Origin of the sequence: Paenibacillus sp. FSL L8-0644 (genome assembly GCF_038008165.1) — a bacterium.
GTDB classification, from domain to species: Bacteria; Bacillota; Bacilli; order Paenibacillales; family Paenibacillaceae; genus Paenibacillus; species Paenibacillus polymyxa_D.
The window spans coordinates 3,487,336-3,507,998 of record NZ_JBBOYN010000001.1; the positions used below are offsets into that span (position 1 = coordinate 3,487,336).

A 20,663-nucleotide genomic window follows, 5' to 3' on the forward strand; every position below is an offset into this window, starting at 1 on the left:
TTCTATTTTTTTAGTGGTTTCTATTTATTTTGCTTCGTCAGCAGACCATACCAGTTTGCCATCTACCCAAGTTTTCACAGGCCAGCCTTTGAGCTTCCAGCCTGTAAAAGGAGTGTTGCGTCCTTTGCTGGCAAACGTTTGCGGATCAACTGCCTGCTCCTGCTCCAGATCAATCATGGTCAGGTCAGCTGGAGCCCCTTCTTCCAGGCGTCCCGTATCAAGGCGGAAGACACGCGCTGGATCAGCAGTCATACGACGCACCAGAAAGTCCAGCGTCCACTGTCCGGTAGCTACGAATTTCGTGTACAACAGCGGGAAGGCCGTCTCAAATCCAACGATCCCGAATGGCGCCAGCTCCATCCCCCTTGCCTTCTCTTCCTCACTGTGCGCTGCATGGTCGGTTACGACGATGTCAATCGTACCGTCTTCCAGTCCCTCGATGCATGCCTGCACATCACGCGGGGAGCGTAGCGGAGGATTCATTTTCCAGTTCGCATCCAGCCCAGGGATATCCTCATCTGACAATACCAAGTGGTGCGGGCATACCTCAGCCGTTACCTTGATGCCAAAAGATTTCGCATGGCGGATTAACCGCACTGACTGCTCCGTGCTGACATGGCATACATGATAGTGTGCCCCGGTTGCCTCGGATAGTAAAATGTCCCGTCCGACGTGAATCGCTTCAGATTCGTTCGGAATGCCTTTAAGCCCGTGGCGCTTGGCAAATTCGCCGTCCGTCACTGCCGCTCCTTCAACAAGTGTGTTATCCTCACAGTGTGCAATAACCGGCATATCCAGTGCTTTGGCCCGCGTCATGGCGTCCTTCATCATTTGCGCGCTTTGCACCCCGACACCATCGTCAGTAAAGCCGATGGCACCTGCTGCTTTGAGCGCTTCAAAATCTGTCAGCTCACGACCCAGTTCGTTTTTCGTGATGGCTGCGTAAGGAAGAACCTTGGCTAGCCCCGCTTCCTGTCCCTTTTTCAATACCAGCTGAACTGTGTCCACATTGTCCGTCACTGGACGTGTATTTGGCATGCAGGCAATCGTCGTAAATCCGCCTTTCACCGCCGCGCGGCTACCCGTTTCAATCGTTTCTTTATATTCAAAGCCGGGTTCTCTCAGATGCACATGCATGTCGATTAAACCGGGGATGACCAGCTTCCCCTGGGCGTCAACTTTCTCGACTTCGCGCTCCTGCCCAGATGCGCCTTCTTCCATAAGTAGGCTGATTCCAGCATCCGCACTTGCGATAGCCAAAATCTTTCCGTCGGCGATTAGGATGGATTTCAATTCAGCCTCGCCCTGCTCGTTCAATACGCTTGCATTCATAATTAATTGTTTCATCTGAAATATTCCTCCGCTCAGTTTTTTGCAACTTTTCCCTACGATCCTACTGACAGCTTCTACAGCTTCATTGCCCGTTCCATAACCGCCATGCGGATCGGAACCCCGTTTGCCATTTGCGGAAAAATTCGCGATTGTTCGCTTTCCACAACTGCACTATCAATTTCCACATTCCGATTCACTGGAGCTGGATGCATGATAATCGTTCCGGGCTTCAGGTTCGCTGCTCTTTTCTCTGTCAAACCGTACTGCTCTCGGTATTCATCCGCTGAGCGCAACATCCCTTCGGCATGCCGTTCCAGCTGTACCCGAAGCATCATGACCACGTCCGCTTGTAGTGCCTCTTGCATCGGAACATAAGGCGCGTAGGCCGCAAGATCAGGTGCTTGCATATTATCAGGAGCGCAGAAGCTTACCTTGGCTCCGAATTTTTGCAAGGCCCACAGATTCGAGCGAGCGACACGGCTGTGCAGAATATCTCCTATGATGGACACTCTCAAGCCTTTAAGCTCACCGAAAGTTTTGCGCATGGTGTACAGGTCCAGCAGAGCCTGCGTTGGATGCTCATTGTTGCCGTCCCCCGCATTAACCAGTGGGACACTGACCTTCTCAGCGAGCTCTTGCAGCACTCCGGCTGGCTTTAACCGGATGACTCCTGCATCAATGCCCATGGATTCGAGCGTACGTACTGTATCGTAAATGGACTCCCCTTTTTCCACACTGGAAGCCGCAGCGGAAAAGTTCAAAACCTGAGCGCCCAGCCGCTTCTCTGCCATTTCAAAAGAAAAGCGGGTACGAGTGCTGTTTTCAAAAAACATGTTGGCCGCAAAGCGTGATTGCAGTACTGGAACCAGTTTTTCTGGTTGAGATTCCCAATAATGAGCGCGATCCAGAATGGACTCGATTTCATTTCGGCTGAGTTCCTTTAACCCGAGTAGGCTACGTTCTTTAAGTTGACTGGCTGTGGTGATCATAGCTGTTCCCCCCGGTTCTGAATGATTGTCACTTCGTCCTTACCGTCCGTCTCTTGAAGGGCTACTACGATTTCCTCAGATTTGGAGGTCGGGATGTTCTTGCCGATGTAATCCGGACGAATCGGAAGCTCACGGTGTCCGCGATCCGCTAGTACTGCCAGCTGAATCATTTGCGGTCGTCCGCAGTGCATCAATGCATCCATCGCCGCGCGGATGGTGCGGCCTGTGTACAGCACATCGTCAAAGAGAATGACTTTCTTATCATGAACCGATACGTCAGCAGGATTCATCAAAAGCTCTTTTCCATTTCCTTTAGCTTCGGCTACGCTGTTCCGGTCATCCCGGTAGGCTGTGACGTCCAGCTCTCCCCATGGAATTGGTGCGCCTTCAATCTCAGCAATTTTTTCAGCCAGGCGTTGCGCCAGATGAACTCCGCGTGTTCGAATACCTACTAGCACACAATCGTCAATACCTTTGTTTTTCTCCAAAATTTCATGTGCAATCCGTGTCAATGCCCGACGAATCGCAATTTCATCCATCAGTACATGTGTTTCATTACTCATGCTTCCAGCCTCCTCAGGTGATGTTCCCTTCAGACCTGGTCCCGTGTTCGGATACAAAAAAGACTCCTTGCCCAAGTTTGGCAAGGAGTCTCGTGTGAACAGTCTTCTACTGTTCTCCGATCTCTCGGACACACTGAAGACATACCGCCGCAGCGGATGCACTGATCAGTGATCCATTCACGTTACCTTGCCAGCCTCACGGGACTGATTTAAAGGTGCTATTCAGGATTTCCTTTGTCCTGCTTCTCATAGTGTGAGATGGTTAGCCATCTCTTGGACAAAGTTCATCGCAACTACAAGAAGTATGACAGATTGAAAATCGTGTGTCAACACCCGTTCAACCGGAACCACCGGAAGCACTTTAATAATTATACAATGTCATTGTATAATTATCCATAGTTGTTTTTACCCATACCTTGTCTCACAATAAAAAAACCGCCATTTAGGCGGTTTAACTTAATAATTTATTCAGGTTTGTGAATAGGAATGCAAATCACCATTGTTTTAACGACTACGCAAGGATGCTAACACATCCTCCATATCAGGAGGAATCGGTCTGCTGAATTCCATGTATTCTCCAGTGGATGGGTGCTTAAAGCCCAGTACCGCCGCATGCAGCGCCTGACCATCCATACGAACCCCTTTGCTGCGCCCATACATAGGGTCACCAACCAATGGGTGTCCAATAAATTTCATGTGAACACGAATTTGATGTGTTCGTCCTGTTTCCAATTGAAGTTCAAGGAGGGTATAATCCCCCAATCGTTCAATGACGAGAAAATGGGTGACGGCATGCTTGCTGTTACGTTCCGTCACTGTAAACAATTTGCGATCACCCGAATCACGGCCAATCGGAGCATCTACCGTTCCCTGATCGTGGCTCAAATGACCGTGAACTAAGGCTATATATTTCCGAGTCACACTATGATCCTTAAGCTGTGCTGCAAGTGATGCGTGAGCCTGATCATTTTTAGCCGCCATCAGCAGTCCTGATGTATCCTTATCAATACGGTGAACAATACCAGGACGTAATTCCCCGTTAATGCCCGAAAGATCGTGACAGTGGTACATCAGTGCGTTAACTAATGTTCCTGAAGAGTGTCCCGGTGCAGGATGCACGACCAGACCACGTTGCTTGTTAATAACAATAACGTCCGAGTCCTCGTAAACGACATCCAACGGAATATTCTCTGGAACAATATCTACACTTTCTGCTTCCGGTACTGATAATACAATCCGGTCTCCTTCAGCCAGCTTGTAGTTCGCCTTAATCGTCGTACCGTTCACCAGCACGCGACCATTTCCGATCCACATCTGTATCTGAGAACGAGACACTTCCTTCATTTCTTCGGCGATATATTTGTCTATACGCGTTTTGGCATCGCTGGAATCGGCCGTCCATTCCAGAGATTCACCCTCCAGTTCGTCCTCATAAGACAGACCTGCGGCTTCGCCGTTTTCATTCACTTCGCTCATGCTATGACTTCCCTTCAATGCTATCATTGCCATTTCCCTTTTCCCGACGCGATTCCAGCAATGTATCCAAAATAATCAGTGCTACACCGATGACAATTGCCGAATCTGCCACATTAAAAATGGGGAACGTATAGCTTCCAAAATTAAATTGCGCAAAATCAACCACTTCCCCTGAAATAGCTCGATCCAGAAAGTTACCGACTGCTCCCCCCAGCACTAAACTTAGCGCAACAGGAAGTAGCTTTTGTCCAGCCTTAACTGTTTTTCGCAGATACCAGACGATACCAATCACCACTACAATTGTAATCACGATAAAAAGCCAACGTTGACCTTCCAAAATCCCAAAAGCGGCTCCACGATTACGATGGGAGGTGATTAAAAAGAAATTGCCGATGACTGGTATTTGTTCGTACAATTCCATTCGTGTAGCCACCAAATATTTGACTCCCTGATCAATCAAAAAAATTATTAGCGCAATACCAAAATAAATCACAGTCCTTCGTCACTCCGATCCGCTTATATCCGTTGTTGAACCCATTTATTGTAGCATAAGCGTTCTCAGATCGTCCACGAAACCCGCAAGCTATCAAGCACAGACCATCCATAAAATGAACTCCTTCGCATTTGATTAGAATTTCCTATGTAAAAGAGGTCTTCCCGGTGCAAACTACAAGGAGCATACTCGACACAACGCATACGCATGAAACCTAGAACAAGGAGAGGATTCCATGTCCCCATTGACGGAGCAACAATTGCAGGGCCTGCGTAACGAACTGCTGGAACGCAAAAAGGAAATTGAGCACCGCTTGCAAAACAACGACCATTACGGACTCGGTGATTCACAGCGCGATCAAACCGGTGAGCTTTCTCCCATTGATAACCATCCAGGCGATCTGGCTACCGAAACCTACGAGCGAGCCAAAGATATTTCCTTATTGGAGCATGATGAGTTTCAATTGGAACGTATCAAATCAGCCTTGATGGCAATGGACAAGGGGACCTATGGCATTTGCGCCGCCAGCGGTAAACCTATTCCCTATGAACGGCTACTGGCTGTTCCCTATACCATTTACTGCAAAGAGTACAGTCCCGAAACAGAAGTGTCTAACCGCCGCCCAGTGGAGGAAGAATTTCTCGCTCCCTCGTTCGGCAGAACGAGTCTGGATGAGCGTGATGATCAAAATGGCTTCGACGGTGAAGATGCCTGGCAGATCGTCGAAAATTGGGGTACATCTAACACCCCAGCCATGGCCGAAAGCGGAGAAATCCACAGTTATGATGATATGGGAATTGAAGCAGGCGACGATAATATGGGCTTCGTAGAACCATACGAAAGCTTTGTTGCTACTGACATTTATGGACAAAATGTATCTGTTATTCGCAGCTCCATTTATCAGCGTTATATCGAAGATGGCGAGGGCGAAGGTCTACTGGAGCCGGATACGCACGAAGACGAATCGTGAACTTCAAGGTGGAAATCGCTTCCTAATAGGTAGTAAGCTCCAATTGTCGTTGTACGATCCGTACAATATCAGCGATATAATCACCGATAATCGGCAAATTCAACGCTCCGAGCACTTGCAGCACATAAATAATGGTAGCGGCAAAAAAAGTAAAACCTAGCGCAATGCCGATTCCCCGGGAAACGCCTGATATTAGATTTAGCCAGAGCAATCGCCAAGGCTTATTCAACAGCAAAGCGTAATCTGCAATACGTGTCCGTTCCATCTGCTCTGAGACAGCACGTATCAGCTTTTCAACACGACTTAATCGCTCTGTCTGATTACCTATTTTGCTTTTATCTGTGGCTATGGCAGCTCCTTCTCCGTTCATCCCTCGGAGACTCCTCTTCTGTCTACGCCTTGATCGTGCCGTCATGTGCACAATCCCCCTTTTCCCATGGCTGCCCTGAACGCAGCAAACGAGCCGAAGCACGTAACGGAGAAAACCCGTTTCCGATGCTTAGGCTCGTTTTTATATGCTGCCTGTTATTGTATTATGGGACAGGGGGCTTGTAATTATTCCCCAATATGAACGCCGATGGTTTTACCGTTCACTTCCACATGTTCTGCCGGTTCGGCTTGACCAAATGTCACAGTCGTAACCAATACGTTCTCACGCAACACAGTGTCGAAGCTTGCGATGGCCTGGCGCAGCTCGTTATCTACATCCAACGTCAATGCCACATACTTTTCAATCGGCAGATCCAGTTTTTTACGGTAATCCTGTACCGCACGAACCACTTCACGTACCCAGCCCTCTTGCTCCAGCTCCGGTGTAATGTCCGTGTTCAACGCTACCGTTAAGCCATAACCGGAAGCAGAAGCGAAGCCTTCTTTCGCTTTTTTCTCTACCAGCAATTCTTCAGCTGTAACTTGTAGCTCTTCACCTTCTGGAGAAGCGACATTTAACATTCCCTGTTCTACAACAGTACGGGTATCCTCAGCAGACATTCCTTTGAAAAAGTTTTGTAGGAAAACGACATTTTTGCCGTATTTCTTGCCTGCTACTTTCAAATTCAGTTTCAGTGTAAAATCTACAAAGCCGCTATCGTCCGTCTCAACATGAATATGCTTCACGTTAATCTCATCTTTGATGATCTCCTCATAGCCACTCAGTTCAAAATCTTGATCCATGGATAGAATCAACTCGGACAACGGTTGACGCGTTTTCAAACCCGTTTCGTTGCGGACGTTACGCGCCAATTCAACGACACGACGTGCCGTTTCCATATCTCGTTCCAATTCCAGATCGATCAAGGATTCATTGGCAGTCGGATAATCATCCAGATGAACACTTTCCCCGTTACTCAGGTTGAGGTAAATATCCTCTGCAAGCAGTGGTGTAAACGGCGCAAGCAGTTTGGCAGTCGTTAACAGCACTTCAGTCAGTGTACGGTATGCATCCAGCTTATCTTCTGTAAGACCATTGCCCCAGAATCGGTCGCGTGAACGACGGATATACCAGTTGCTCAGCTCATCCACAAACGACTCAATTGCTTTGGATGAGTTCAGGAAGTCATTTACAGCCAGCGCTTTGTCCACTACCAAAATCAGGCTGTTCAGACGGGACAAAATCCAGCGATCCAACTTATGAGCCGATGGTTTGAACGGGTGCTGTGCCGGATCAAATCCGTCGATATCCGCATATAAGGTCAGAAAAGCATGTGTATTCACAAGCGTATCTACCAGCTTCGATTTAGCCTCACCTACGATTCCTTTGGAAAAACGTTTGCTATTCCATGGTGCACTATCGGACAACAATGCCCAGCGGAAAGCATCTGTACCATACTCGTCAATCACTTCCCACGGATCAATAACATTACCCTTTGATTTGGACATTTTCTGCCCTTGCTCATCCAGTACATGGCCTGTCGCCATGACAGCTTTATAAGGAGCTTTGCCAGTCAGCATAGTCGAAACCGCAAGCAAGCTATAGAACCAGCCACGAGTCTGGTCAATCCCTTCACAGATCATATCTGCCGGAAATTGTTGCTCGAACGTTTCATTATTTTCAAAAGGATAATGATGCTGTGCAAACGGCATGGAGCCGCTATCAAACCATACGTCGATCACTTCCGGTGTACGAGTCATTTCGTATTTACCGCATTGGCTACGAACCTTAATATCATCTACATATGGTTTGTGCAGCTCGATGTCCGCTGGTACGTCGCCAATCGCACGTTCCCTCAATTCAGCAATACTATGCGGAGCAAACTGTTCTCCAGTTTCCTCACAAACCCAGATGTTTAGCGGTGTACCCCAATAGCGATCACGACTGATGTTCCAATCCACCAGTTCCTCCAAAAACTTGCCAAAACGTCCTTCACGTACATGACCCGGATACCATTCGACTTCGCTGTTGTTGGCAATCAGTTGATCCTTGATCGCAGTTGTTTTGATAAACCAACTGTCCATAGCATAGTACAATAATGGAGTATCGCAACGCCAGCAGAACGGATAGCTATGCTCGTATTTTTCCTTGCTGTACAGCAGGCCTTTTTCGGACAGCATTTTTACAATATCTACATCACAGTCTTTCACAAAACGACCTGCAAAATCAGTGATTTCCTCTACATAGTTACCTTGAAGATCCACCACGTTGATGAACTCAACACCATTTTCACGACATACCCGGTAATCATCTTCACCATGCGCTGGAGCCATATGAACGATACCTGTACCGCTGGAATCTGTTACGAACTTCGCACCCAGAATCTGATTACCCTTCTCAACCTGAAAATACGTAAATGGCGGGGTATAGGTTTGGCCAACCAGTTCTGAACCAGATAGCGTGCCAATCACTTCATGCTCGCCTTTAATGACGTCTTCAACCAGATTTTTAGCAACGATGTATACACCGTCTTCCTGCTTCACACGTGCATATTCCAGTTCAGGGTTGACGGCGAGCGCCACGTGACTCGGCAAGGTCCAAGGTGTTGTCGTCCAAGCCAGTACATATTCACCACTACTATGCAACTTGAACTTGGCCGTGGCACTCAGATCCTTTACATCTTTGTAGCCCTGCGCTACTTCATGAGAACTTAGCGTTGTCTGACAATCCGGACAATACGGACTCACACGATGACCACGATACAGCAGATCTTTTTCATGAATGGTCGCCAAAATGTTCCATACGCTCTCGATATAGTTATTATCCAATGTAATGTACGGGTTATCGAGGTCTGTCCAGTATCCGATCGCTTCGGTTAGATCACGCCATTGTTGCTCGTACTCAAACACGCTCGCCTTACATTTTTTTATAAACTTTTCAACGCCGTATTCTTCAATTTCAGGTTTATGGGAGATCCCCAGTTGCTTCTGTACACCTAATTCTACCGGCAAGCCATGCGTGTCCCAGCCTGCCTTACGTACGACGCGGTATCCCTTCATTGTCTGATAGCGGCCCACAAAATCCTTAATTACACGGCCCAGCACGTGACCGATATGCGGTTTACCGTTAGCTGTTGGTGGGCCCTCATAGAACACAAAATTTGGCTTTCCTTCACGATTTGTAATGGATTTACGGAATGTGTCCTCCTGCTTCCATTTGCTCAGGATGCGCAGGTCACGGGACCGTGCTTTTTCTTTAACATCCACTCTGTTCATACTGTCATACTCCCTCTCTGCTCATCATTGATTTCCCTAGCATTTCCTAAAAAAAGCAACAAAAAAAGCCCCATCCCTGTAAAGGGACGAGACTGTGCTCGCGTTACCACCCTGATTCCGTAAAAATAGACCATTCTAAAAATACAGTCTCATCACGGCTCTCTGAGCCCCACTCAACTACAGCAGGGCGCCATTATAACGCATGGCAAACGGTGATTGCTTACACACGCCATACATCTTAAGCGCTTCAGCTCACTTCTCCGGGAGGATCTTCGGTCATGTTCTGAACGTTGGCTTGCACCGGAAGGCCAACTCTCTGAGGGACAAATCATGACGTACTCGTTCCCATCAACGAATTAAACATGTTAAATTCATCGAATATTAAACAGCAACATCGTTGCCTTGAATAACAACCATCAGCCGACGGACGGACAATCGTTGAATTCAGTATAGTATTTACAGTTATAGCCTGTTTAAAGTGAAAAGTCAACCCTAACAACGTCTAATAAAAGCTTGTCAGAAATGAAATTAGTAAATTTCTTTCATCTCACGCTCGCGCTCCAGTACTTCGCGTTCCCGGTTTTCAAGAGCTTCCCAGCCGTCTTGGCTTAACAAGTCAAGCTGTGCTTCCACCAGTGTACGAAACCGTGCTCGGTAAATCGATGCCTGCTTCTTCAGCTCTTCAACCTCCAACGCGATCTTGCGGGATTTGGACAATGCTTCGTTCACAATACGGTCCGCATTTTTTTCCGCTTCCTTCACGATCAGTTGGGATTCTTTCTTGGCGTTGTTACGAACTTCATCTGCGGCTTCCTGCGCTACGATAATCGTCTTACTCAGCGTATCCTCAATAGTCGCGAAATGATCGAGCTTCTCCTGTACGTTCAACAACTCGGTGCTCAGTTCTTTATTTTCACGAATAACGCCCTCGTAATCTTTGATCACCTGATCCAAAAATTCATTAACCTGATCCTCATCATAACCGCGAAGCCGGCGGGCAAATTCCTTGTTATGTATATCCAATGGCGTTAATGGCATGCCGTCCACCTCCTATAAGATTGACAAAAAATACATTTTCCGCGTCACGACGCTCACTATCATCTATCGGTCATCATACCCCGTTTTGTGAATACTGTACAGAGCAAAATCGTTCCAGTTCTTCGCTATAGCTTAATTCTTTCGACAGAAAGCTCGTGATTCCTGCCTACAGCTATACAAACTTACCAATTTTGACACGGAATCTTCCCTTTTTTGTCATCCCGTCTGTTTCAAGCACTTTGAAACGCCCAAAACCCTGCATGGAAATAACGTCTCCAGCTTTAAGTGGAGTGGATGGATTCTCCTCCACCTTCCAATTTACCCTGCATCGTCCCGCCCGAATCGGTGTTAATATTTTACTGCGGCTTAGCTTGTACACATCGCTGGCAATACCGTCCAGACGCAAAGAAGCGACCGTCAGGTCTAGCGTCTCTAATGCAACTTCCTTCGTTCGCAGACTCGCTACAGGCAACAGTTCTGTCCATACATGAACACGGTGTACCTGCTGCAAATGCATCGTCATAAAATCACCGATCTCTGAAGCTACCAATACATGACACCCATCATCCAGTACATGAATATCTCCAATTTTCCCACGTTTGATTCCAAGTCCCAGTAGGGCACCTAGATAATCACCGTGCTCAAGGGTACCTATTTTATGATCGTCAGACGTGATGGAAAGGACCTGAATCCCCATCTCCTCACCGTCCAAATACGAATAATCGGGCGCAATCAGCGCCCGCTTTCGTTCCGAAGCCATGTATCCGCCATCTACCCTAATCGTGACCTTGTCTTCCTTCGAAGCAAGTGTCTCCAATATGTACTGTTGGCGCGGGTCCAAAAAATCAGTCAGCTTCTGCTCATGATAAGCCCCCGCATGACTGATCCATTCGGAAGCACGATCCACATAATCCCGTTCATCCGGGTGAAAATGCTCATAAATCTCAGTTCGCATAACTCCTCCTAGACGAGCTTACCAATTAAAGAAATCAAACCGTACGACGCAAAACGCAGAGCAATCAGCGCAACGATGGGAGAAATATCAATCATCCCGAAGATTGGCGGTATAAACCTGCGAAAAGGAGACAAATACGGCTCCACAAACTTGGCAAGTAAATCACCAATCACACTCTCTCTAGCATTAGGAAGCCATGACAGCAGAACATATGCAATGATCATGTACGAATAAATCTGAAATAGCCAGTAAATTACCTCGATCAAGAAAAGTTCACCTCATTCTGTTAAGTTCTTGTTCAGTGTCAGCCAGTATTTCCGTAATAGAGCCTTGAATCTCAACCGTATCTGGTGTACACAGAAAAATATTATTCCCGACCTTGGAAATACCACCACCCAATGCATACACAGTACCACTCAAAAAATCAATAATGCGTAGCGCCTGATCCTTGCGAATTCGTTGCAAATTGACAACGACGGTGCGATGGGAACGGATATGGTCGGCAATTTCCTGTGCTTCATCATAAGAACGCGGCTCATACAGGACAACTTTCACATTTTTCTGTGAATGGATGCTGACAACATTAGTGCCCTTCTGGTTCTTACGTTTATCAAAGCTTGGGGTTTCAATTTCTTGATCTTCCTGCGTATTCATAACCTCTCGCTCTATAACTTCCTCTTCTTCCTGAAGCCCCAGAAAGTTCATGAACTTATTCATTACGCCCAATGGAAATCCTCCTCTCGTCCGACCAGTACGGAACCAAGCCGCAGCCAGGTCGCTCCTTCTTCAACCGCCACTTCAAAATCATTGGACATCCCCATAGACAAGTGAACGATGGGTTCCCTGGTCAAGGCTTGTCCATTTAACCTATCCCGTAATTCACGCAATCCCCGAAACACAGGCCGAGTTTTTTCCGGGTCTTCCTCATGAGGAGCCATCGTCATCAAGCCAATCACGTCCACATGTTCCAGCTCGCGAATTTGTTCCAAAAAGGGGACAACCGCCTCAGAGGACAAGCCATATTTGGACATTTCCCCAGAAATATTGACTTGCACAAAAGCTTTAACTCGCAGTCCCAGAGCAGCTGCCTTCTTATCCAATTCCTGAGCGAGTGATAAGCGGTCAAGCGAATGTATAAATTTAAATTTTCCAATTACATCTTTAACCTTATTCGTTTGGAGATGACCAATAAAATGCCACGTTCCCCGGTCACCCAGCTTACTCCATTTATCCGCAGCATCCTGCCAGCGATTTTCGCCCACATGCTCTAAGTCGCTATCCAATACCGATGTCATTGTCGCCGCCGAAACATATTTCGTGACAGCGATCACATTTACTTCATCACGCGAACGTCCGCTTCGGGCACATGCCGCTTCTACACGGGCATTCACTTCTTTAATTCGTTCCTCCAAAGACACGGGAGGACTCACCTCTCTTCCAGACCAATCCAACTCGCCATTCTTCCTGTGACGCCGCCTTCTTTGCGATATGAAAAAAACAAATCGCTACGGCTACTCGTGCATAAGGTAGTACATTCGATATGGCTCGGCAATATTCCTGCTTTCATCATAATGTGTCGATTGCATTGTTTCAAGTCAAGTAGTGTTTTACCGTCGGCTAAGGGGAAGTAAACACAACCTTCCCATTTATCATTACCCGGGCAATCATGCTCCAAAACCCGAATTCGGTTCATCACGTGCTCATCCACCTCATAGGATTCAGAACCAATGGAAGGACCAATAGCTGCTAGTATATCTGACGGCTGAGATCCATATTCGTTTTGCATGGTCTGTACCATTTTCAATGCAATTTCCGCAACGGTTCCCTTCCAGCCTGCATGCGCCAGCCCAATCACACGGCGCACTGGATCACAAAAATATAAGGGTACACAGTCTGCATAAAAAGACGTCAGCAAAATGCCAGGTACATTCGTCAATAGTCCATCTGTGTCCTGAAAAGCGGATGCACGATCTATAAAGCCCCGCCCGCGGTCAGTAGCCTTGACCACAGCAACATGATGACCATGAACCTGCTCACCGCACGTCCATGCTTCAGCAGCAAAACCAAGTTGCTTTGCAATGAGCCGCCGGTTACGAATGACTTTCTCGGGGTCATCTCCTACATGAAACGCACAGTTCAGACTAGCGTAGGGAACCTCACTGACACCTCCATGACGACCTGTAAAACCCGCTGTTAATCCCTGAACCTGCCGCTCCCAAGATTGAATATATAACAACTCCGGTACGGGACGTCCGCCATCTTGCATTGGCATAGCCCCCGTAGCCTCGGTATTCACTATAAACGGTTCCATTTTGTTCTCACCTCTACTGCCCAGTGTACCAAAAAGCCGCCGCTGTGTCTTCACAACATACTAAATTACGTGTCCCTCTTGTTCAAAAGACCCGTCGGTCATTCCGCTCCTGACGTTCGATATACGGCTTTTCCTCCCTTTCATCCGGTGGCTCATGCAATCCCTCCAATCGAACAAGCACAACATCCGAACCAATTTTCACAATGTTGCGCCACGGAATAACCAATTCGCTTCCCCCTCCAAACCAGCCCATGAATCGACTGCTGCCCGGAACCACAATAGCTTCAATTTTCCCTTGTCGTACGTCAATCTCCAGATCACTGATTTGTCCCAGACGTCGTCCATCTACAATGTTAATGACATCCTTGGTTTGAAACTCGGAAATTTTCATGGCTCTTACTGACGTTTCCGGTGCATTCACACGCATCACATCCTTTATTTCACTATATGAGTGGAAGAGCCAAAAAAATGTCCTACAAACGCAAAAACGATCCGCACGGGATCGTTTTTGTCACTGAATCATTCCAGCATTCATTTCATTAGGACTTTACATGTTTTTGCATTTGCTGTATAGCCGACTTCTCTAATCTTGAAACCTGGGCTTGAGAGATACCGATTTCGTCGGCAACCTCCATTTGCGTCTTTCCTTCATAAAAACGCATAGACAATATCATCTTTTCACGCTGGCCCAGGCGATGCATCGCTTCTCGCAGAGCGATTTCCTCAATCCATGAGACGTCTTTATTTCTGTCATCACTGATCTGATCCATCACATAGATTGGGTCGCCCCCGTCGTGATATATCGGCTCGAACAGCGAAACCGGATCCTGAATTGCATCCAACGCGAACACAACATCTTCTTTAGGCACATTCAGTGCCTCTGAAATTTCAAAAATCGTTGGTTCCCGCGAGTTCAGATTCGTCAGACTGTCCCGCACCTGAAGCGCCTTATATGCAATATCCCGTAACGAACGGGATACACGGATCGGATTGTTATCCCGCAAATAACGGCGGATCTCTCCGATAATCATCGGCACCGCGTAAGTGGAGAACTTTACGTTTTGCGAAAGGTCAAAATTATCAATCGCCTTCATTAGGCCGATACATCCTACCTGAAACAAATCGTCCACAAACTCTCCCCGATTGTTAAATCGTTGAATCACACTCAGGACGAGTCGGAGATTGCCGTTGACCAATTTTTCTCTGGCTGATCGTTCATTATTTTGCTGAAGTGATGTGAACAACTCGCGCATTTCTGCATTGGTTAATACCGGCAGTTTGGCGGTATCCACACCGCAAATTTCCACTTTGTTTCGGGTCATCGTGTCTTACCTCCCAAGGAGCAACATTAATGTACATTATCTCCTGAGGGCATTTTTTTATTCGCCGTTTCCATCGCTTCCGGATATACCCATGCATTATACCATTTTATTAAATTCTTTTCGTAAGCGCTTTATTATTCGTTTTTCCAGACGCGAAATATACGATTGCGAGATACCCAACAGGTCAGCAACATCCTTCTGTGTCTTCTCTTCTCCGTCTTGTAAGCCGAAGCGCAGCTCCATAATCAAACGCTCTCGATCCGTCAACTTATCCAGTGCTTTATGCAATAATTTACGGTCTACCTGCTCTTCAATATTACGGTAAATGGTATCATTTTCCGTCCCCATCACATCGGAAAGCAACAACTCGTTACCGTCCCAATCAATATTCAGAGGCTCATCAAAAGAAACTTCCGTTCTTGTTTTACTATTGCGACGCAAATACATCAAAATCTCATTCTCAATGCATCGGGACGCATAGGTGGCAAGTTTGATTTTCTTCTCCGGATCAAAAGTGTTAACCGCTTTGATTAGTCCAATAGCACCGATGGATACGAGATCTTCAATGTTGATGCCCGTATTCTCAAATTTGCGGGCAATATATACGACTAACCGCAAATTTCTTTCGATTAGCATCGACCGTACTGCCGCATCTCCAGAAGAAAGTTTTCCCAGCAAATAATCTTCTTCGTCTCTCGTCAGCGGTGGGGGGAGCGCCTCGCTGCCGCCAATATAATAAATTTCTTCACTTTTCAGCCCAAATAAAAATAAAATACGATAATATTGCAGTTGCAACGCTAGCCTAATTTTCATCTTCAATTTCATCTGTTCCCGCATATCATTCTCCCCCTTTTAAAAATGTGCAATTCCATCTGTGCTCCGTCCATTTCACCAATGGATGTTTCTCATTGCCTTCAAACATCATTTTGTGTTTATGCTCCATCATCCTGATTCTGTTAAATGTTCACTCAAATGTGCATCTCGTTTCTGGTTGGTATCAGCACTGCCCCCTTCTTGTGCCGTCACATCCGGGTGGATGATGGCGCGATACTTACCCTCTGCTGACAATGTTCCCCCGTCCAAGCCAATCAACACTCGATGATGTACAAAATGAACCCCATTCATCACCACCTCTACCCGGTCTGGTTTAAGGGCAAGCATAAAGGAATGACTGCGGTTAATTCCACGATAGGGGACGAGACGAACACGATCCTGCCAGCTAAACGATTCGTCTCCCAGTTCCATCACCAGTTGGTCAGCATTACCCTCAGAACATTTTTGGAGCCAGGAAGCAGGCAAATACGACTCCCACAATGCTGCCTCCATGACCATCACCGGGGTTCGGGTCAAAGGATCATGGAGCTGGTTACCTGTATCCAACAAGCCTGTACACTCAATATGATCCTGTCCAATCCACACCTGCACTTGTCCCAGAAACCCACTCATCCTTTCTGTGCGCTGCTTTGAGGACTGCACAATTCGAAAGAAAAGCATCACTCCGCCAAATGCGCATAAAATAAACCAGAATGCAATTTTCAGTTCAAAAGACATTCCTCCTGAAGCGGTGTACCAGATGCCATTAAACAGTTCCCCTGTATTTTGGAGAAAATAATGCATCCCCAAAATGCCACCTGCAGCTACAAAATTGATCATGTAAAAGGCACCCATTGTACGAAGATACTTTTGCATGCTGCCAAATCCAAAAGCCACCAGCAGCATTATGACCGATAATGCCAGTTTGATCAGGAACGTAAATAAAAAGGACAGTTCCGGCACAAACATCATGACCACGTACATTGCGCCGATTCCAGCTGAAGCCATCAACCTCCACCACACCGGACGGATTTTTCTCATCCAAGCGGTGACCATCAGCAGCACAGCATCAATGAACAAATTGGCCAAAAAAATCAAGTCGATATAAACAACCAAGGCTTCACCCGCCCAGCGTTTGCAGGATAGGCTTAAGTATAGTAGTCATGCTGTTCAAAGTCTGTCTAACGGTGGGGACGGTGACCGACTAATTTTGTCGGAAAGAGGAGAAGCACCTGAACTGCAGGATACGGAAAACAGAAAGAAGCCCGCATCTCCAGGGAGAATGCGGGCAGTCTGAATTGAAACTAGTTATCGTTATTATTATTGCGCGAACGGTTACGTAAAAATGTAGGAATGTCTAATTGATCACTGCTTTGAGTGTTACCAAATGGACGCAAGTTAGGAGAGCCTTTTTCCGCCGATTCGGAAGTAGCTGGGTTAGCTGCCGGTTTACGTCCCGGTGCCGGTTGACTTGGCTTGCCTTCAAAGCCAGTGGCAATGACGGTAACCTTGATCTCTTCTTTCAACTCTTCGTCAATGATAGCACCAAAAATCATGTTTACTTCCGGATCGGAAGCCGATGTTACAATTTCAGCTGCCTCATTAACCTCATACAGAGACAGGTTGTTGCCGCCAGTGATGTTCATAATCACACCACGAGCACCTTCAATGGATGTCTCCAACAACGGGCTCATAATCGCCTTGCGTGCAGCTTCAGCCGCACGATTTTCACCAGTTGCTTCGCCAATCCCCATCAAAGCGGAACCACGCTCCGTCATGATCGTCTTAACGTCAGCAAAGTCAAGGTTGATTAGACCCGGTACAGCGATCAAATCTGAAATACCTTGTACCGCCTGACGCAGAACATTGTCCGCTTCACGGAATGCTTCCAACATCGGGGTTTTCTTGTCCACAATTTCAAGCAAGCGGTCATTCGGGATTACAATCAAAGTGTCTACTTTTTCTTTTAATCCCTCAATACCAAGTTCAGCTTGATTGGAGCGCTTACGCCCTTCAAACGTGAACGGTCGGGTTACCACGCCTACAGTCAGCGCGCCGCATTCCTTGGCAATTTCAGCAATGACAGGAGCCGCTCCGGTTCCTGTACCGCCACCCATTCCCGCCGTTACGAATACCATATCCGCACCTTTGAGCGTATTCATAATGAGCTCACGCGACTCTTCAGCCGCTTTTTTACCCACATCTGGGTTAGCGCCGGCACCCAGACCGCGGGTCAGCTTATCGCCAATTTGAAGCTTATGCTCAGACTTCGCTAAATGAAGTGCTTGGGCATCTGTATTGACTGTAATGAACTCCACACCCTGAACACCATTTTCGATCATTCGGTTAACCGCATTGCTGCCGCCGCCTCCGACGCCGATCACTTTAATTTGAGCCAAGCTCTCCATTTCAAAATCAAATTCCAACATACTATTCCATCTCCCCCTCAATGTGCATGGATGGCCCGTCCATGATTGGCATAATTAGCAATGAACGTTATATAAATTCACTGAACATATTTTTTAATCGTTCAATCAACCCCTGCTTTTGCTCACCTTCCGCAACGGGACTACTGCTTTTGGTTCGGTTAGTCGGCTTCTTGGCACTTCCGCCACTGTTGCTAACGCTAGTCGATCTTCCGCGATAGTAACGAATAGCATTATGCAAGATTCCAACCCCGCTCGTGTAGCCCGGATCCCTTACACCGATAAAATCAGGTACGGCGATCCTTACGGAAGCGGCCAGTTCGCTTTGTGCCACCTGAAGTACACCAGGCATGGAGACGGTGCCTCCGGTAAGTATATAACCTCCCGGAAGCTCTGTGTAACCCAAGCGCTTAACTTCCGCCTGAATGAGTTGAAAAATTTCCTGCACTCTCGGCTCAATAATAGCAGCCAAATCCTGCTGGTTAAACTCCTTATCCACATTACTGCCGATACGTGTCACTTTAAAGACGACATCGACTGCCGCATCATCATACCATGCGCAGCCGTATTTAAGCTTTACTTTTTCGGCTTGATCGGTAAGGGTTCTCAGTCCGTAGGCAATATCATTGGTTACAAACTCTCCACCAATCGGAAGTGTTGATGTGGCAACAATCGTTCCTTCCTGGAAAATGGCAACATTCGTAGAACCTGCACCAATATCCACCAGAACTGAACCCATCACCTTTTCATCCTTCGAAAGAGACAATTGTCCGGCTCCAAGAGGCAGCAAGACCAGATCTTTAATCCTCAAGCCAGCTTTCTCAACGCAGCGCAACAGATTATGTATCGGGGTCTTGCCTCCAGTAACAATCGTAGCCTCTACTTCGAGACGAACTCCAATCATACCGCGAGGGTCCTGAATGCCTTCAAGGCCATCAACGACGTACTGCTTGGCTACCACGTCAATAATTTCCCTCTCCGGTGGTACGGCAATAACTTCAGCTGCCTTCAGTACACGCTCAATGTCCTCCTCACCGATTTCACGGTCCTCGTTGGACACGGCTACTACGCCATGACTATTTTGCAGGCCAATATGATTGCCTGAAATCCCCACATACACTTCTGTTATTTGAATACCAACCATGCGTTCTGCGTGATCCACGGCGTTACGGATTGATTGCACGGTTTGATCAATGTCTACAATTGCACCTTTGCGAATCCCTTCCGAGTCGGCAGATCCAACTCCAATAATATTAAAGGTTCCATTATTCATTTCCCCAATAATAGCCCGAACTTTGGATGTACCGATGTCCAAACTAACAATGATGTCATTGTTGCTCAAGTCTGTGGCACCTCCTGACTCCAAAATGAATTTCGTTCTTTAAACACACTCTGTACATATTCAACAAACTCCATGCTTTCCCTCTTTTTTCTACAAATTTTTTAGAAGCCAATTTATGGTTGCAGTCACATAAAAATTTGAAGAAAAAAGAAGGAGGCAAGTCTATTACCCATAAAATCAATTCTAGCATTTTTTCACATCACTGAGTAGTATCTTTTTCTTGGCTCTCTTCACTCGTATCTGGTTTGAACGGAACGTAGGAATCCGCCTCCAACATGGTGATCAAACCGGGATCTTCTGTTTCTAGCACCTGATTCAAATAGCTGATTTTAGAATTCAGTAGAGAAACGGTTGTTATAACCTCAAACTGGGAACGTGTGTACATTTTGATGCGGTCCGGAAAAGAAGGAATCGGCGCAGGAATGATTTCCGAAATATCGGCAGTCCATTCCCCCGGAATGCGTGATAAAGCTTCACACAGCTTCGCTTTGTACGGATCATCAGATTTCCATTTGGTCAAAATAGGCTTCTCAACGGCTATTCCGCTACTCCCCACGCCCACGCTTGTCCCATTCGCTAGAATAGCACGAAGGCTCCCGTCACTCTGCAACTCGTAAGCGACCGTAGCAAACTCTTTAATGTGAATAGCAATAATACCCGGAAACTGCTTGTCCACTATGACTTGCTGTATCGATTGAATTTCCCGCAACTTCTCAGAGATGTCAGATGAACTAACTCCGAAATACTGATCTCCAACAGCCAGACCGCTTCGGTTAAGAAGCTGGTCTCGGGTCGAAAATACATTACCATCAAAACGAATTTCAGAAACCCGACTCAACGAAGAACGGAAAAAGAGAACAGCGAGCAATACGATAAACAACAAAATGAGAAGAATAGCAATCTTCCGGCTTGTTCTTTTTTTCGTTCTGTTCTTTTTAAGAACAGGTATTTGAGCATTTGGCATAGCTTCTCTCCACAAAAGCCTTTT

General features: G+C 46.8%; 21 protein-coding genes and 1 other annotated feature. Of the genes, 1 reads left to right on the forward strand and 20 read right to left on the reverse strand.

Annotated features, from left to right (window positions below):
- Positions 1-24: 24 nt before the first annotated feature.
- The 5 genes from NSS94_RS15815 to lspA all read right to left on the reverse strand — a co-directional run bounded on the left by NSS94_RS15815 (position 25) and on the right by lspA (position 4,853).
- The gene (locus NSS94_RS15815) at positions 25-1,347 is read right to left on the reverse strand and encodes a dihydroorotase (protein ID WP_029517735.1); all 1,323 of its coding nucleotides are present in this window, start codon (positions 1,345-1,347) and stop codon (positions 25-27) included.
- Positions 1,348-1,406: 59 nt separating this feature from the next.
- Positions 1,407-2,321: an aspartate carbamoyltransferase catalytic subunit gene (locus NSS94_RS15820; protein ID WP_023989427.1), complete on the reverse strand. Its 915-nt coding sequence runs from the start codon at positions 2,319-2,321 to the stop codon at positions 1,407-1,409.
- Positions 2,318-2,884: a bifunctional pyr operon transcriptional regulator/uracil phosphoribosyltransferase PyrR gene (gene pyrR, locus NSS94_RS15825; protein WP_029517736.1), complete on the reverse strand. Its 567-nt coding sequence runs from the start codon at positions 2,882-2,884 to the stop codon at positions 2,318-2,320. The genes NSS94_RS15820 and pyrR overlap by 4 nt, the downstream gene beginning before the upstream one ends.
- A gap of 504 nt (positions 2,885-3,388) precedes the next feature.
- Positions 3,389-4,360 (reverse strand): RluA family pseudouridine synthase, encoded by a 972-nt coding sequence (locus NSS94_RS15830; protein ID WP_039272237.1) that lies wholly within the window; start codon positions 4,358-4,360, stop codon positions 3,389-3,391.
- Between the two features lies 1 nt (position 4,361).
- The gene (lspA, locus tag NSS94_RS15835) at positions 4,362-4,853 is read right to left on the reverse strand and encodes a signal peptidase II (RefSeq protein ID WP_023989430.1); all 492 of its coding nucleotides are present in this window, start codon (positions 4,851-4,853) and stop codon (positions 4,362-4,364) included.
- A 235-nt stretch (positions 4,854-5,088) separates the two neighbouring features.
- On the opposite strand from lspA, the gene NSS94_RS15840 reads away from it, so the two are divergent.
- Positions 5,089-5,823 carry a TraR/DksA C4-type zinc finger protein gene (locus tag NSS94_RS15840; RefSeq protein ID WP_029517739.1) on the forward strand — a complete coding sequence of 245 codons (735 nt, stop codon included), beginning with the start codon at positions 5,089-5,091 and terminating at the stop codon, positions 5,821-5,823.
- A gap of 22 nt (positions 5,824-5,845) precedes the next feature.
- Here the strand turns inward: NSS94_RS15840 and NSS94_RS15845 are convergent, their stop codons facing one another.
- The 15 genes from NSS94_RS15845 to NSS94_RS15915 all read right to left on the reverse strand — a co-directional run bounded on the left by NSS94_RS15845 (position 5,846) and on the right by NSS94_RS15915 (position 20,639).
- Positions 5,846-6,193, reverse strand: coding sequence for a DUF5665 domain-containing protein (locus NSS94_RS15845; RefSeq protein WP_029517740.1), 348 nt, complete (start codon positions 6,191-6,193; stop codon positions 5,846-5,848).
- Between the two features lie 185 nt (positions 6,194-6,378).
- Positions 6,379-9,468 (reverse strand): isoleucine--tRNA ligase, encoded by a 3,090-nt coding sequence (gene ileS / locus NSS94_RS15850; protein ID WP_341039634.1) that lies wholly within the window; start codon positions 9,466-9,468, stop codon positions 6,379-6,381.
- 79 nt (positions 9,469-9,547) lie between these two features.
- Positions 9,548-9,829, reverse strand: a binding site (T-box leader).
- A 167-nt stretch (positions 9,830-9,996) separates the two neighbouring features.
- Positions 9,997-10,506: a DivIVA domain-containing protein gene (locus NSS94_RS15855; protein WP_023989434.1), complete on the reverse strand. Its 510-nt coding sequence runs from the start codon at positions 10,504-10,506 to the stop codon at positions 9,997-9,999.
- A 172-nt stretch (positions 10,507-10,678) separates the two neighbouring features.
- Positions 10,679-11,461 (reverse strand): YlmH family RNA-binding protein, encoded by a 783-nt coding sequence (locus tag NSS94_RS15860; RefSeq protein ID WP_039272241.1) that lies wholly within the window; start codon positions 11,459-11,461, stop codon positions 10,679-10,681.
- 8 nt (positions 11,462-11,469) lie between these two features.
- On the reverse strand, positions 11,470-11,727 hold the full coding sequence (locus NSS94_RS15865) for a YggT family protein (protein ID WP_029517743.1): 258 nt from the start codon (positions 11,725-11,727) through the stop codon (positions 11,470-11,472).
- 7 nt (positions 11,728-11,734) lie between these two features.
- The gene (locus tag NSS94_RS15870) at positions 11,735-12,187 is read right to left on the reverse strand and encodes a cell division protein SepF (protein ID WP_069010286.1); all 453 of its coding nucleotides are present in this window, start codon (positions 12,185-12,187) and stop codon (positions 11,735-11,737) included.
- Positions 12,178-12,879, reverse strand: a complete 702-nt coding sequence (locus NSS94_RS15875; protein WP_029517744.1) for a YggS family pyridoxal phosphate-dependent enzyme — start codon at positions 12,877-12,879, stop codon at positions 12,178-12,180. Before NSS94_RS15875 ends, NSS94_RS15870 begins: the two co-directional genes overlap by 10 nt.
- A gap of 8 nt (positions 12,880-12,887) precedes the next feature.
- Entirely contained in the window at positions 12,888-13,772 is an 885-nt protein-coding gene (gene pgeF, locus NSS94_RS15880; protein ID WP_340932649.1) for a peptidoglycan editing factor PgeF, read from the reverse strand.
- 82 nt (positions 13,773-13,854) lie between these two features.
- Positions 13,855-14,199 carry a YlmC/YmxH family sporulation protein gene (locus tag NSS94_RS15885; protein ID WP_196245358.1) on the reverse strand — a complete coding sequence of 115 codons (345 nt, stop codon included), beginning with the start codon at positions 14,197-14,199 and terminating at the stop codon, positions 13,855-13,857.
- Between the two features lie 112 nt (positions 14,200-14,311).
- Complete coding sequence (gene sigG / locus NSS94_RS15890) at positions 14,312-15,094, reverse strand: RNA polymerase sporulation sigma factor SigG (protein ID WP_007431182.1); 783 nt, start codon at positions 15,092-15,094, stop codon at positions 14,312-14,314.
- 96 nt (positions 15,095-15,190) lie between these two features.
- Positions 15,191-15,931: an RNA polymerase sporulation sigma factor SigE gene (gene sigE, locus NSS94_RS15895; RefSeq protein ID WP_209949512.1), complete on the reverse strand. Its 741-nt coding sequence runs from the start codon at positions 15,929-15,931 to the stop codon at positions 15,191-15,193.
- A 105-nt stretch (positions 15,932-16,036) separates the two neighbouring features.
- The gene (gene spoIIGA / locus NSS94_RS15900; protein WP_318627867.1) at positions 16,037-17,023 is read right to left on the reverse strand and encodes a sigma-E processing peptidase SpoIIGA; all 987 of its coding nucleotides are present in this window, start codon (positions 17,021-17,023) and stop codon (positions 16,037-16,039) included.
- A 188-nt stretch (positions 17,024-17,211) separates the two neighbouring features.
- The gene (gene ftsZ, locus NSS94_RS15905) at positions 17,212-18,336 is read right to left on the reverse strand and encodes a cell division protein FtsZ (RefSeq protein ID WP_013311084.1); all 1,125 of its coding nucleotides are present in this window, start codon (positions 18,334-18,336) and stop codon (positions 17,212-17,214) included.
- A 67-nt stretch (positions 18,337-18,403) separates the two neighbouring features.
- Positions 18,404-19,675 (reverse strand): cell division protein FtsA, encoded by a 1,272-nt coding sequence (ftsA, locus tag NSS94_RS15910; protein WP_039272246.1) that lies wholly within the window; start codon positions 19,673-19,675, stop codon positions 18,404-18,406.
- 199 nt (positions 19,676-19,874) lie between these two features.
- Positions 19,875-20,639, reverse strand: coding sequence for a cell division protein FtsQ/DivIB (locus NSS94_RS15915; protein WP_039272247.1), 765 nt, complete (start codon positions 20,637-20,639; stop codon positions 19,875-19,877).
- Between the last annotated feature and the right edge of the window lie 24 nt (positions 20,640-20,663).

Coding starts and splice junctions, on each gene's coding strand:
- NSS94_RS15815 (WP_029517735.1), bottom strand. CDS start 1,347: ATGAAACAATTAATTATGAATGCAAGCGTATTGAACGAGCAGGGCGAG.
- NSS94_RS15915 (WP_039272247.1), bottom strand. CDS start 20,639: ATGCCAAATGCTCAAATACCTGTTCTTAAAAAGAACAGAACGAAAAAA.
- NSS94_RS15820 (WP_023989427.1), bottom strand. CDS start 2,321: ATGATCACCACAGCCAGTCAACTTAAAGAACGTAGCCTACTCGGGTTA.
- sigE (WP_209949512.1), bottom strand. CDS start 15,931: ATGCGGGAACAGATGAAATTGAAGATGAAAATTAGGCTAGCGTTGCAA.
- pgeF (WP_340932649.1), bottom strand. CDS start 13,772: ATGGAACCGTTTATAGTGAATACCGAGGCTACGGGGGCTATGCCAATG.
- sigG (WP_007431182.1), bottom strand. CDS start 15,094: ATGACCCGAAACAAAGTGGAAATTTGCGGTGTGGATACCGCCAAACTG.
- pyrR (WP_029517736.1), bottom strand. CDS start 2,884: ATGAGTAATGAAACACATGTACTGATGGATGAAATTGCGATTCGTCGG.
- NSS94_RS15855 (WP_023989434.1), bottom strand. CDS start 10,506: ATGCCATTAACGCCATTGGATATACATAACAAGGAATTTGCCCGCCGG.
- NSS94_RS15840 (WP_029517739.1), top strand. CDS start 5,089: ATGTCCCCATTGACGGAGCAACAATTGCAGGGCCTGCGTAACGAACTG.
- NSS94_RS15860 (WP_039272241.1), bottom strand. CDS start 11,461: ATGCGAACTGAGATTTATGAGCATTTTCACCCGGATGAACGGGATTAT.
- ileS (WP_341039634.1), bottom strand. CDS start 9,468: ATGAACAGAGTGGATGTTAAAGAAAAAGCACGGTCCCGTGACCTGCGC.
- NSS94_RS15885 (WP_196245358.1), bottom strand. CDS start 14,199: ATGCGTGTGAATGCACCGGAAACGTCAGTAAGAGCCATGAAAATTTCC.
- NSS94_RS15830 (WP_039272237.1), bottom strand. CDS start 4,360: ATGAGCGAAGTGAATGAAAACGGCGAAGCCGCAGGTCTGTCTTATGAG.
- NSS94_RS15845 (WP_029517740.1), bottom strand. CDS start 6,193: ATGAACGGAGAAGGAGCTGCCATAGCCACAGATAAAAGCAAAATAGGT.
- ftsZ (WP_013311084.1), bottom strand. CDS start 18,336: ATGTTGGAATTTGATTTTGAAATGGAGAGCTTGGCTCAAATTAAAGTG.